7 protein-coding genes are annotated in these 12,943 nt (G+C 62.3%); all 7 read right to left on the bottom strand.

The features are described from left to right. Nucleotides 1–33: 33 nt before the first annotated feature. Nucleotides 34–2,496, bottom strand: coding sequence for a TonB-dependent receptor plug domain-containing protein (locus J1D76_RS25505; RefSeq protein WP_421141148.1), 2,463 nt, complete (start codon nucleotides 2,494–2,496; stop codon nucleotides 34–36). Nucleotides 2,497–2,824: 328 nt separating this feature from the next. Beyond that, nucleotides 2,825–5,095: a TonB-dependent receptor gene (locus J1D76_RS25500; protein WP_421141146.1), complete on the bottom strand. Its 2,271-nt coding sequence runs from the start codon at nucleotides 5,093–5,095 to the stop codon at nucleotides 2,825–2,827. A 385-nt stretch (nucleotides 5,096–5,480) separates the two neighbouring features. Further along, complete coding sequence (locus tag J1D76_RS25495; RefSeq protein ID WP_110661677.1) at nucleotides 5,481–6,539, bottom strand: ABC transporter substrate-binding protein; 1,059 nt, start codon at nucleotides 6,537–6,539, stop codon at nucleotides 5,481–5,483. A 36-nt stretch (nucleotides 6,540–6,575) separates the two neighbouring features. Further along, the gene (locus J1D76_RS25490) at nucleotides 6,576–7,628 is read right to left on the bottom strand and encodes an ABC transporter substrate-binding protein (protein ID WP_421141144.1); all 1,053 of its coding nucleotides are present in this window, start codon (nucleotides 7,626–7,628) and stop codon (nucleotides 6,576–6,578) included. Between the two features lie 20 nt (nucleotides 7,629–7,648). Beyond that, entirely contained in the window at nucleotides 7,649–8,809 is a 1,161-nt protein-coding gene (locus J1D76_RS25485; protein ID WP_421141143.1) for an LLM class flavin-dependent oxidoreductase, read from the bottom strand. 340 nt (nucleotides 8,810–9,149) lie between these two features. Beyond that, nucleotides 9,150–11,018 carry an ABC transporter ATP-binding protein gene (locus J1D76_RS25480; protein WP_421141142.1) on the bottom strand — a complete coding sequence of 623 codons (1,869 nt, stop codon included), beginning with the start codon at nucleotides 11,016–11,018 and terminating at the stop codon, nucleotides 9,150–9,152. Further along, complete coding sequence (locus J1D76_RS25475; RefSeq protein ID WP_421141141.1) at nucleotides 11,011–12,792, bottom strand: ABC transporter ATP-binding protein; 1,782 nt, start codon at nucleotides 12,790–12,792, stop codon at nucleotides 11,011–11,013. The genes J1D76_RS25480 and J1D76_RS25475 overlap by 8 nt, the downstream gene beginning before the upstream one ends. Nucleotides 12,793–12,943: the final 151 nt, after the last annotated feature.

Here is a 12,943-nt window from a genome sequence, read left to right as displayed (position 1 = left end):
TGCTGCCAGGGCAACACCCCGGCAGCAGTCCACTCAGAAGTCGTAACTGACGCTGGTGTAGTAGAACGCGCCCTGGGCGCCTTCGGGGCTGGTGATCGAGTACTTCGGCACGCCGTACAACTGCGCTCCGTCAGCCTTGTCCGGATGGGTGTCGAACAGGTTGATCGCTCCCACCGACACTTTCAGCGCCTTGTCGAAGGTGTATGACAGATCCAGGTCGGTCACCCATTGCGGGCTGTAGGTCTGGTCCAGGTTCGGGTTGGTCGAGTTCAGACTTTTCCATTCGCCATAGCGGCGCTGGGCCACGGTGACGCCCCAACTCTCATACAGCCAGTTGGCACTGAGGATCAGCTTGGACTCGGGCGTGCCATCCTCGATCAGGCCTTGGGTGGTGCGGCCGACAATCTGCGAGCCCTTGATGTTGCCGACGTCACGCAGGGCGGTGATTCTGGTGTTGTTCTGGCTCACGCCGGCATTCAGGTTCAGGCGTCCCCATTGCTGCAGGTCCAGCTGATAGTTGCCGGCCAGCTCGACACCGTCGGTGCGGGTGTCGGCCACGTTGGTGTAGAAGGCCGCACTCTGGATGTTCGCGTAAGGGGTACCGGCGAAAATCGGCGAGACCACCGACGCGGGCAACTGGTCGGAGAGGGTGATGCGGTTGTCGATATCAATGCGGTAGGCGTCCAGCGTCACCGATGCATTGGCCAATGGACGCCAGACCAGGCCCAGGGAGTAGCTGGTGGATTCTTCCGGTTTGAGCGATGTCCCTCCGAGCAGCGCTGCCTCTGGACTGTCGGCGCGCAACGTACGCTGCTGCACTTCGACAAAGTTGCCGCTGCCGGGCGGTTGCTCCACCACTTGCACGCTGAACGAGGACAGGCCGCTCTGCACCAGGGATGGCGCGCGATAACCGGTACTGGCGGTGGCGCGGGCGGCGATCTGCGGGGTGAAGTCGTAGCGCAGGGAGAGTTTGCCGTTGGTGGTGCCGCCGAAGTCCGAGTAGTGCTCGCTGCGCAGGGCGACACCGGCCTGGAATTTCTCGGTGACCTGGCCTTCGATGTCGACATAGGCGCCCGCTACGTTACGGTCCAGCGAGGCTGCATCGACCTGGGTGATGCCCGAGTAGTAGCCCGGGATACGCCGTCGGGTAAGCGGGTCGACCGTGTTGAACAGCGGGCCGTTTTGCCAGCCGGCGGGCTCGCCTGCGCTGAGCTCGTAATTTTCACGGCGCCAGGCCAAGCCGGCGGACACGGTCAGGGGCTTGAACAACAGGTCGGTCGGGAAGTCCCGCACCCAATCGAGGGTGACGTTGGTCTGGTCGGCGTCGCGTTCGCCGGTAAAGATTTTTTCCGGGCTGTTGACTCCCCAACTGGGGTTGATTGCATTGCGGTCGGTGGACTTCAGCGTGTTGTCGCCGTGGTTGACGGCGAAGTCGAACTTGCCCAGTTGTTCATTTTCGTAGCGCAGGCCGCCGGTCAACGCATAGTCTTCCAGCGAGTAACGGGTGATTGGTACACGGCCGTCCGGGAAGCGTTGCAACGCGGTGCTGCTGTAGTTGTTGCGCAACGTCGTGGGCGGGTCGAAGAAGCCTTCGGCGTCGGTGTTCTTGTGCGAGTAGGTGGCAAAGCCGTAGGCCGTCAAACCGTCGCCAATGCCCATTTCACTGTTGGCGGCGAAGTTGTACTGGTCCGACACATTGCCCGAACCCCAGCGCCAGGTGCGATAGCGGTTGTTCTGCTCGCGGGGCGTGTTGATGCTGGTGGAGCCCGGGTAAAAAATCCGGTTGTCGGGGTTGGTGTCGCTGGCCGGGTCCTGACTGCCGGCATCGAAGCTCAGGGTCAGGAAGCCGTCATTGGGCAGGGCAATGCCTTTCCAGCCGCTGAGTTTGCGCTGGATGCCATCGCCCTTGTCGTAGCCGCCGAAGCGATAACCGAGGTTGCCACCGTCGTCGTTCTCCTTGAGCACGATGTTGATGACCCCGGCGATGGCGTCGGAGCCGTACTGGGCCGCCGCGCCGTCGCGCAGGATTTCCACGCGCTGGATCGAGCTCAGGGGAATCAGGCTCAGGTCGACCGCTGCCGCGCCCCGTCCGTTGACCAGGCTTTGGCGGGTGACATTGGCGCTGGTGTGGCGGCGCTTGCCATTGACCAGCACCAGCACCTGATCGGATGCCAGGCCGCGCAATGACGCGCCTTGGGCGATGGAGCCAGCAAAAGCGCCCTGGGGCGATTGCGGATAGGTGAACGACGGTGACAGCGCGGTGAGGGCGCCGGACAGGTCGCTGGCACCGGTCTGTTCCAACTGTTCGCTGGACAGCACATCAATGGGCGCGGCGCTTTCGAGCGCAGTGATATCGCTGCGCCGGGTACCGAGTACCACCACAGTGTCGAGGTGATCGCTGCTGGCGGAGGGGTGGGTTTCGGCAGCCAGGACAGGCACGGCAAAGCTGCCAATGACCAGCGCGATAGCGCCGGCCAACGGAGTGTGATGGAACATGGATAAATTCCTTCCAGACGAATGAAGACCCCTGTAGGAGCCGGCTTGCCGGCGATAGCGGCCTCAAGTGCGATGCAAGGCTTGTGGGCCTCATCGCCGGCAAGCCGGCTCCTACAGTGAATGTGTGGATACCGGAGGCCCGGAAATCCGTGGGTTTTGTGTGGATGCCGGAGGCCCGGAAATCGATGGGTTCTGCATGGATATCGGTGGCCCGGAAATCGATGTCCCCTGTAGGAGCTGGCTTGCCAGCGATGGCGGGCTCAAGTGCGATGCAAGGCTTGTGGGCCTCATCGCCGGCAAGCCGGCTCCTACAGGGGGAGGTTTCAGGTCAGAAGCGGCTGGTCACGCTCAGGCCGACGGTACGCGGATCGCCGTAGGTGATCACGTATTGGCCCAGGGTGCCGTTCGGACGACCGTGTACCTGGTAGCGACGGTCAGTGACGTTGTTCACAAACCCGGTAACGCTGAGTTTTTCGTCCGGGCTGTACCAGGTCAGGCGAGTATTGGCCAGGGTGTAGTGCGGTTGGCTGAGGGTCTTGTCAGCACTGCTCTGGCGATCGGCGAGGAAGTATTCCTTGTCGCGGAAACTCACATCGCCGCCAGCCACCAGCTTGCCACCGACTTCCAGCGGGAACGTGTAGTCGCCACCGAGCGCGACCACGTTGCGCGGTGAACGCACGAAGCTGTTGCCGCTGTAGTCACCCGTGACCACCCCGGTGTTGGGGTTGGTGTTCTTGAAGTCGGTGTATTCGGTGTCGAGGAACGATACTGCGGCACGCAAGTGCAGGTAGTCAGTCGGCTGGGCTTCGAGTTCCAGCTCGGCGCCCTTGACCGTACCCTTGGCGCCGTTGGTCAGCGCTGTGGTCAGCACGCCGTTGTTGACCGTCAGCAGGTTCACCTGAATATCCGAATAGTCGTAGTAGAAGATGTTGGCGTTGGCCGTCAGGCGATGATCGAACCACTCGGACTTGAGGCCGATCTCGTAGGCGTCGAGTTGTTCCGGGTCGACCGTGGTCAGCTGCGACAGGCTGGTGGACAGGCCGGTGTTGAAACCGCCGGAACGGAAGCCATGGGCGTAACGGAAGAACACCCGGACGTTATCGTTGATCCGGTATTCCGGCGTCAGGTCATAGGTCCAGGCGTCCCAGGTCTTGTCTTCCTGACGATTGCCATTGGTGCCGACGCCACGCAGCGGCACCAGCGGGCCGTTGGCCGTGATGCGGGTCAGTTGCGTCAGGTCGAGGTCGATGTCTTTCTTTTCCTGGGTCCAGCGCAGACCGCCGGTCACACTGAAATCTTCGGTGAAGTCGTAGGTCAGGTTGCCGAACAGCGCGTAGCTGTCGGTCTTGTGGTCATAGCTCAGATCACGGAAGTCGGTGACGCCGCCAATCTGGTTGGAGCCGGTGCCGTTAGGCGTCGGGCCGGGTGTGACAATGCGTTGGGCAGAGCTGTCGAGGTCTTCGTGGAAGTAATGCGCGCCCAGCAGCCAGCGCAGGGTTTCCTGCTGCGGCGATGCCAGGCGCAGCTCCTGGGAGTATTGAGCGTATTTGTTGTCGGAAATCGCTGCGCCGTTGACTTCATAAGGCGTGTAGTCGGCGTCGCTGGTCGCCTGGTTGCGAATGTAGTCGTAGGCGCTGATGGAGGTCAGGGTGTAGTCACCCAGGTGCCAGTTCAGGGTCAGCGACGTGCCGTCGTGATTGAGCTTGGAGTCTTCATTGACATTGATTGCGATATCGCGCCCGCGAGGTCTTTCGTAGCCGACGTTGTAATAACGCCCGACCGCGAGCGAACCGTTGCTGCCGTCGCCTTTGAATTCGCGGCTGTGGACCTTGAGCAATGCCTCGAGATCGTCATTTATCTGAGCAAGAAACTGCAGGCGCACGGCTTTCTTGTTCACATCGCCATAGGTGTTGTCATCGACCAGGTTTTCCTGGAAACCGTCACGCTCCTCGGAGTACAGCGAGACCCGTGCCGCGAGTTTTTCATCCACCAGCGCTCCCCCCAGAGCGCCGCTGACGATGCGTTCGTTCTTGGTGCCAAACCCGATCGTGCCGAAGCCGTCAGTGTCGAAGGTTGGTTTTTTCGAGATGACGTTCACCGCGCCCGCGGTGGTGTTCTTGCCGTACAGAGTACCTTGCGGCCCGCGCAGGATTTCGATGCGCTCCAGGTCGAACAACGGCCCGCCGCCGGCAACCGGTGCATTGAGGTAAACATCATCGGCGTAGATCCCCACCGGGAAAACGGTGGCTGCGCCGGTATCACCGGTACCGAGACCCCGGATGTACCAACGTGGGCGGCCATCGCCGTCCGGGTTTTTCGCAGACGTGTTGGGCACGAATGTGGTGATGTCGCCCATGTTGCGCACGCCGTCGGCGACCAGGCTGGTGCCCTGTATCGCTGACACCGCCACCGGAATCTCTTGCAGCGTTTCCTCCCGGTGTTGCGCGGTGACGGTCACGGTCTTGAGCGAAGGCTCGGTAGCGGTTTTGCTGCTGTCGGTTTCTGTGGTTTCTGCTGCCAGCAATCCCTCGCTGACGCCGCCCCCGGCGAGCAGCAAGGTTAGCCAGATACTTTTGGTGATTGAATTAAGTTTATGCATTTGAGTCTCCCCCAGGAAAGTTTCACTAGTGGGGGTTGAGCAGAGATCGTGCCAAGTGTTTTTTTTTGCGTGGTTAGTTTTGTCAAAGTATTGAAAATAAAGAATTTTATTTGATGGTAAGTTGTGCGTTAGGCGGATTTTTTTAGGGTTCGTTAGTTGGATTCAGTCTCCTGAGAAGTGCCTGTCAGGCATTCAGCAGAAGTTGCTTGGCGGGTGTTGCTGGAGCAGCAGGAGTTGAGTGAGGGATTGTTGCCTGGCCAACAATCCGTTGGCCTTGCGGACGCCATCGCCAGCAAGCCGGCTCCTACAATGTTTATTCCGTTTCAATGCAAAACCTGTAGGAGCCGGCTTGCTGGCGATGACGTCCTGACAGGCGCTGAAAAACTCAAACCGCCAATCGTGACGTGGAGCCGATGACCTTCTCCAGCACACTGAAATCGATCCAGTCACGCACATCGAAACGCCGCGGAATAAAGTCCCAGCGATGCAGGAAATCGGTGAAATCCTGCAACGCTTCAATGGATCGTGCATCCAGCGTCGTGCGCAAGCGCCGATGGGCGTCTTCGCCGTACGCGGCGGCGACCCAGTACTCGCTGGTGTTGAGTTCCCGTGCGAGAAAACGCCGGGTTTCGTCTGGGTTGGCCCAGGCCCATTGCTCGGTGCGCAGCACGGTATCAACGATGTTCACACTGGCGTCGAAATGCTCGTGCAGCAGGTGGGTGTCGACGGTCAGGGTCCGTGGCGTGCCGTTGTTCGAACGAATCAGCGGGTCGGGGTGAGAGCCGGTATCGACGACCACCTGCAAACCGAATTCGTTGGCCAGGTGCACGGCGTGCGCGCCCTTGAGAAAAATCGCATCGATGTCGCCGCGCAACAAGCCGATCAGTTCGTTGTTGCGGCGGCTGACGCGGGTGACATCGAGGCTGACTTCCGAGCCGTAGACATGCTGTTTTTGATCGTCGCTGTAGGTGCCGCCATAGGGGTAGTCCACCAACTCGACATCAGACACGTCCAGGCCTTCGAGCTTGAGGGCGTTTTCCAGGCCACGCAGGGCCTGGGCGCGAGTGAAGTCGATCTGCACGTTGGCCCATTTCGGCAAGCCGAAGCGGCGGTTCTTCAGGTCGCGAATGCTCTTCACACCGGATTCGGCGGTGGTCAGGATCAGCTGCACCTCGTCGCTCCAGGACAGCCCCAGCACCCGGGTCTGTACGCCGCTGGCATAGGCCCAGATGGCCGGGATGTTGCCGCCGTGACGCACCGAGTTTTTCAGGTGATGGTCGTAATGGGCTTCGCGAACTTCCCGCTCACTGGACTCGCGCAGTGACTGGATATTCGTGCCGAACGGCGCAAAGGCTTGCGCCAGTCGACCGGACTGCACGGCGATGCCAAGCCCCGTGGGAACAGGGCTATGGGTGTACCAAAGCGTATCGAGTGGTTTGCTCATAAAGTCCTTCAGTGCCGATCCATGAAACCTGGCGGGTTAGCCTGCCAGTGCGGTAGGGGTTTGCAGCAACGCGTCCAGCGGACGAGGATCGATCCAGTCGCGCACGTCGAAGCTTTTCGGGATGAAGCGCCAGCGATGCAGGAAGCGTGTGAAGTCCTGCAGGGCGTCGATGGCCTGTTCATCCAGTTCGGTGCGCAAGCGCAGATGAGCATCGTTGCCATAGGCGGCGCTGACCCAGTACTCGCTGCTGTTGGTTTCCCGGGCCAGGTAGCGGCGGGTATCTTCCGGATGGGTGTGAGCCCAATGTTCGGCGCGTCGTACGGAATCGAGAATGCCGGTGGCGACATCGAAATGGTTATCCAGCAGGTTCAGGTCCACGGCCAGCGTGCGGGGGGTGCCATTGTTGCTGCGAATCAGGGGCTCGGGGTGCGAGCCGGTGTCGATGACGGTGTGCAGGCCGAACTCATGGGCCTGCCGGGCGGCGCTGGCGCCTTTGAGGAAGATTGCATCGACCTCGCCGCGCAGCAGACCCACCAGTTCCAGGTTGCGCCCCTCGACTCGCTGCGCACTGACCGGCGTGCCGTTTACGGTGCTGACCTGCGGGTCGCTGAACGTGCCTTCATAGCGAAAGTTCACCAGCTGCACATCGCCGACCTGCAGGCCTTCCAGGCTCAGGGCGTTTTCCAGCCCGCGCAGGGCCTGGGCGCGGGTAAAGTCGATTTGCGCGCCGGCCCAGTCGGGCAAGCCGAAACGGCGGCCCTTGAGGTCCTTGACGGATTTGATGCCGCTGTCGGGAAGGGTCAGGATCAGTTGCACTTCATCGGCCCAGGACAGGCCAATCACCCGTGTTTCCCGGCCCTGGGCCCTGGCCCAGATGGCCGGGATGTTGCCGCCGTGGCGCACCGAGTTGCGCAGGGTGTGATCGAAGTGCGATTCCCGCACGGCCTTGTCGGTGGATTCGCGCAGCGACTGCACTTGCGTGCCCAACGCGCCGACGGTGTCTTGCAGCCAGCCTTTTTGCACGGCGATGCCCAGCCCGGTGGGGACCGGGCAGCGGGTGTACCAGAGGGTGTCCAGAGCTTGAGTCATCAATGATTCTCCCGCAGCGCTCAGGCGCTGGCCTTCAAATGAGTTGCCGCTTGCACGGCAGGACGTTGGTGCACCAGTGGCAGGACTTCCTGGCCGATACGCAGGGCTTCTTCCAGGTGAGGATTGCCCGCCAGGATGAAGGTCGAGAAACCGGCATCGCGGTACTCCACCAGGCGTTCGGCGATGTTCTGGTGACTGCCCACCAGGCCCACGGTCGGCCCCGGCTTGGCTTTGGCGAAGCCGGCCCACAGGTTCGGGCCGATGATCAGGTCATCGAAGCGGTCGATGTTCTGGTGGTAGGCAGTTTGCCGTGCGCCACCTACCGAGTCGGAGCCGCTGGTGAAGCCCTTGGCGACGACGCTGCTCTTGCCTTCGAGTTTGTCGAACTGACGACGCAAGTCTTTCCACGCCAGCTCTTCGGTTTCCCGGGCGAACAGGTCGACACGCAGACCAAAGCGCACGCTGCGACCCTGTTTGTCCGCCAGTTCGCGTACCCGATCGATATGCGGCTTGAGCTTGTCGATGGGCTCGGCCCAGTTCAGGTAGACGTCGGCGTGTTTGGCAGCTACATCAAGGGCTGCGTCAGAGAATCCGGAAAAGTACACGCCGGGTTTGCGCTCATTCTGCAGCCCGTGGGGCAGGGCACCGTTCTCCAGTTGGTAGATATCACCTTCGTAGGAGAAGCGTTCGTTCTGCCAAAGGCCCTGGATGATGTCGAGGAATTCACCGGTACGCTTGTAGCGCAGGTCATGCTCGAGGAAATCGCCGTTGGCGCGCTGACTGGCCGGGTTGCCACCGGTGATGATGTTCCACTCCAGGCGACCGCGGCTGAGGTTTTGCAGGATGGCCGCTTGTTGTGCGGCATAGGCCGGCAAGGTCCAGGTGGCCTGGAACGCGATCAGGAATTTGATGCGACGGGTTTCACGGGCCAGGGCCGCTGCGGCAATCCATGGCTCCGGGCCGGTGGGCAACAAGGCGCCTTCGAAGCCTGCCAGTTCTGCGGCTTTCGCGACCTGGGCAATGTAGTCGATGTAGGTGAAGTCGTCCGGTTCGCCATTGGGCAAGCGCCCTGGTGCGATATTGCCTGGTCGATAGTGCGGATTACCGCGGTTGTGTTTGTCGGTGGTCAGTTGCGGGCCGTCGGTGCCCAGTGGCAGGCGCCAGAAAAACTCAGTGCTCATGGGTTGCTCCTGATTCAAGTAGGCGGTACGTCGCGCAGGTGCGAGGCTGTCTTGTCAGGGGGATTGCAACGGACATGCCATGGTCGGCCCGCCGGGTTTTAGCCAGCGGGGCCGGGGGGTTGGCGGGGGAAGGCAGAGGGGGTGAAGGCGGGGGTGCTGCTGTAGCAGCAGTCCGTCAGCAATGGTTGTTCGGGGTGCAGCAAGGGAACCTGAGAACACGCGTTTCTGTAGGAGCTGGGGGGACGCCTGGTTCTTGCTGGCGATGAGGCCGTTGGATTTGCTGCGATCATGAGGACGCCATCGCCAGCAAGCCGGCTCCTACGGGCGATGGTGGTCTCAATCACGCTGACGCGGTGGCGACGATGTCGTCAATCGAGGCGCCCGCTTCGGCACTGCGCAGGTAGGTCTGGTACAGCGCCGCATAAGCGCCACCCTGATCGATCAATTGGCTGTGAGGGCCTTGCTCGACGAGGCGACCGTGGCGGATGACCGCAATGCGATCGGCATCGCGGATGGTTGCCAGGCGATGGGCGATGATGATGGCCGTGCGACCTTCGCATAATCGGCGAAACGCCCGCTGGATGCGGCGCTCGGTATGGATGTCGACGGCCGAGGTCGCCTCGTCCAGCACCAATACCGCAGGGTCCGCAAGGTAGGCGCGCACCAGGCAGACCAATTGCCGCTGGCCATGGCTCAGGTGCCCGCCCAGTGGTCCGACTTCGGTCTGGTATTGGTGCGGCAACCGCTCCAGCACTTCGTCCGCGCCCAGCTCCCTGGCGGCCGCAATCAGGCTCGCGTCGTCGGCGTGGGGAGAGGCCAGGCGCAGGTTGTCGAGAATGCTGCCGCTGAACAACACATTGTCCTGCAGGACCACGCCGACATTACGCCGCAGTTCATGCTGGGTCAGGTTGCGAACATCAATGCCGTCCAGCCTGACGGCGCCCGATTGCACCTCGTAGAAACGCGTCAGCAACTGCACCAGCGTGCTCTTGCCATGGCCCGAGGGGCCGACAATCGCCAACACTTCACCGGCAGGAATGTGCAGGTCAAGGTCGTTGATCACCGGCGTCGAACTGTTGGCATCGTAGCTGAAGCGCGCCTGTTCAAAGCTCACTTCGCCGCGGGCCCTGCCCACGCGTTGCGGTGTGGCGCTGTCGTTGATGTGCGCGCGCGTGTCGAGCAACAGGAAGATGCGTTGCGCCGAAGCCGATCCGGTGGCGTAGCGCTCGAACAGGTCCGACAGCTCCTGCAATGGCCCGAGGAACAGGAATACATAAAACAGACTCTCGGCGATCTGGCCCACGGTCACGTCCGCCTGCGCCAGACCGTAGGCGCCCACCAGCAACAGCACGGCCATGCCGGCCGAGCTGAGCAGCGCGGTAAAGGGCGCGAACCAGCCAGACCGCAGGCTGCCACGGATTAGCGCCTGATTGAAGTCATCCAGCAGGCCGCGATAGCGCCGCAGGTTCGGCGCTTGTTGCGCACACTGCTGCAACATGCGCGCGCCGCTGACGCTCTCCACCAGATGCGCGGTGAAGCGGCTGCGGTTCTCGGCGACCCTGGCCCAGTTGCGCTGGGAGATGCGTTTGAAACCCCAGGTCGCCAGCACCAGCAGCGGCACCGTCGCAGCGAGGCTGAGAAAAAATCGCGGATCGATTCGCCACAGCATCACCGAGGCCAGCCCGCAGCGCAGCAGTGCGCCCAGCAACTCCGGTGGCCCCTGGATCAACAGCGGCTCAAGGGCATCGACATCACGGTCGACTCGGGAAATGATCCGACCGGCCTTGGTCCGGTCGAAATAACTGACGCTCAAGCTCTGGACATGGGCAAACACGCGGACCCGCAGGTCATTCAACACCCGGATCGCCGCACTGCCGGCGACGAACTGCGAGACCCCGGCGAGCAGGAAACGCCCGAGCCAACTGGCCGCCAAGCCCAAACCGAGCCAGAGGACCAGGCGCTCATCGAGCAACCAGTGACCGCTCTGTTGAATCAGCCCGCGGTCGAGCAGTTCACGGACGAACCAAGGGCGCAGGAACACCGTGAATACCAGCAAAAGCTCAATGCCGATGACCGTGAAAATGTGCCGGCGAATCGGCTTCAACAGCGGCAACAGCCGACTGAACATGCTGCGGTCGAGGGCCTTTTTGGCCAGCATTTCTTCAATTTCGATATCGCTCAAGGCTTTGCCGGCGATTGGATTAGCCATGGTCGATCCCTAGCAGGTCGCGATAATCAGGAGAGGTATTCAACAGTTCGGCATGGGTGCCGCTGGCGGCGATCCGGCCGTCCTGGAGCATCAGCACGCGGTCCGCCAGGAGGATGGTCGAGAGCTTGCTGGAGATCACCAGCAAGGTGGTGGCACGCCCCTGTTCACGACGCAGTTGGCGAATGTTGTTCAGCACCTGGCGTTCGCTGATCGCATCCAGCGCGCTGGTGGCATCGTCCAGGCACAGGATGTCCGGCTCGCCGAGCAACGCACGGGCCAGGCTCAGGCGCTGGCGCTGGCCGCCAGAGAGCGTCACGCCACGATCGCCCAGCGGCGTGGCCAATCCCTGGGGCAGGCGTTCGAGTACATCTTCCGCGGCGGCCAGGCGCAGCCCGTGAAGCAATTGTTGATCGCTGGCGTGCGGTGCCGTCAGGCGCAGGTTGGCTGCGAGGGTGTCGGAAAACAGAAAGCTTTCCTGGGGGACCACGTGAACCCGCCGCCTGAGTTCGTCCAGTTGCAACTGACGAATGTCCTGCCAGCCGGCGCTGTCCGAGCCCAACGACAGGCGCCCGGAGCTGATGTCGCTGAGGCGCGGCAACAGGCCGGCCAACAGGCTTTTGCCGGTGCCGGTCGCGCCGACCAGCGCGACGATTTCGCCCGGGCGCAGGGTCAGCGAACAGTCCTGCAGGATATCCAGGCCGCCGCCGGGAGCGCTGACGCAGACATGCTCGAGCTTCAAGCCCAGCGGCGTGTCGGGCAGGCTGGCATTGCCGCTGCGGATGGCGGCCGGCTCGTCCAGCAGCTGCCAGATCCGCTCGGCGCTGGAGCGCGCGTCGGCGAACGTCTGCATGACGCGGCCAATGCCCTCGATGCGAAACACCAGGGTGGTGGCAATCAGCAGCGAGGTGACCAGCTCGCCGATGCCCAGCCGTTCGCTTGCCACCAGGTGGGCGCCGTAAACCAGAATCCACACATGCCCCAGCGCGACGACAGCCTGGGGCAGCGGTATTCGCGAACTGGAGTAGGCGAGGGCGTCGCGGGCGTGGTCGGCGAACACCGCTACTTGCGTGGCGAAACGCTGGATGCGGTGGTGTTCCAGGCCAAACGACTTGATCACCCGCACGCCGCCAATACCTTCGCTGAGGTCCTGGTTGACCCGGTCGTAGGCTTGGCCAACGGCCCGGTCGAGACTGACCAGGCGTTCGGTCTGGCGCACAAAGATCCACAGGCCGAACACCGTCAGCAACAGTGGAACCAGCCCCAGCAACGGGTTGTACCAACCCAGCAGGCCGACGGTTGCCAGTACCACCAGCGGCGTTTCCACCACCTGCCGCCAGAAGCTGATCAGGGCATCGCGAACCTTGTCGGCATCACGGGTGGTGCGGGTGATCATTTCCCCCATGCCGTGTTGCCAGTGGTAGCCCAGGTGCAGGGTTTGTACCTGTTGCAGGATGCGCTCACGCAGGCGCGTCAGCAGTTCCTGGCTGAGCACCAGCGACAACACGCTCGCGGCGTACTGCAACACGCCACGGCCCAGGGCGACGGCGAGCATCAGCCACAGCCAGTACCAGCCAAGACTTGCGTCGAGGCTGCCATCGGCTTGCCGGATCACCGCGCGACCGGCGCTGACATCGTTCACCGCGTGTCCGATCAGCCATTGTTGCCAGACCAGCCCGAGGTTCGCTGCAATGAACAGCACCGCCACCAGGGCGAAGCGCCAAGGCATTTCCCGATAAATCGCCAGGCAGCGTAATAGGGGATGTTTTTCGATCATGTAATAGCTCTGCAGGAGCCGGCTTGCCGGCGATGGGGCCTTTGGATGTGTACCGGTATTGACGACGCCATCGCTGGCAAGCCAGCTCCTACAGGTCAGTGTTGTGAATACGCCCTGTAGGAGCCGGCTTGCCGGCGATGGGGGCCGTCAG

Origin of the sequence: Pseudomonas sp. NFX15, assembly GCF_049132105.1 — a bacterium.
Classification (GTDB): Bacteria; Pseudomonadota; Gammaproteobacteria; order Pseudomonadales; family Pseudomonadaceae; genus Aquipseudomonas.
This window is presented reverse-complemented; position numbering and strand designations above follow the sequence as displayed.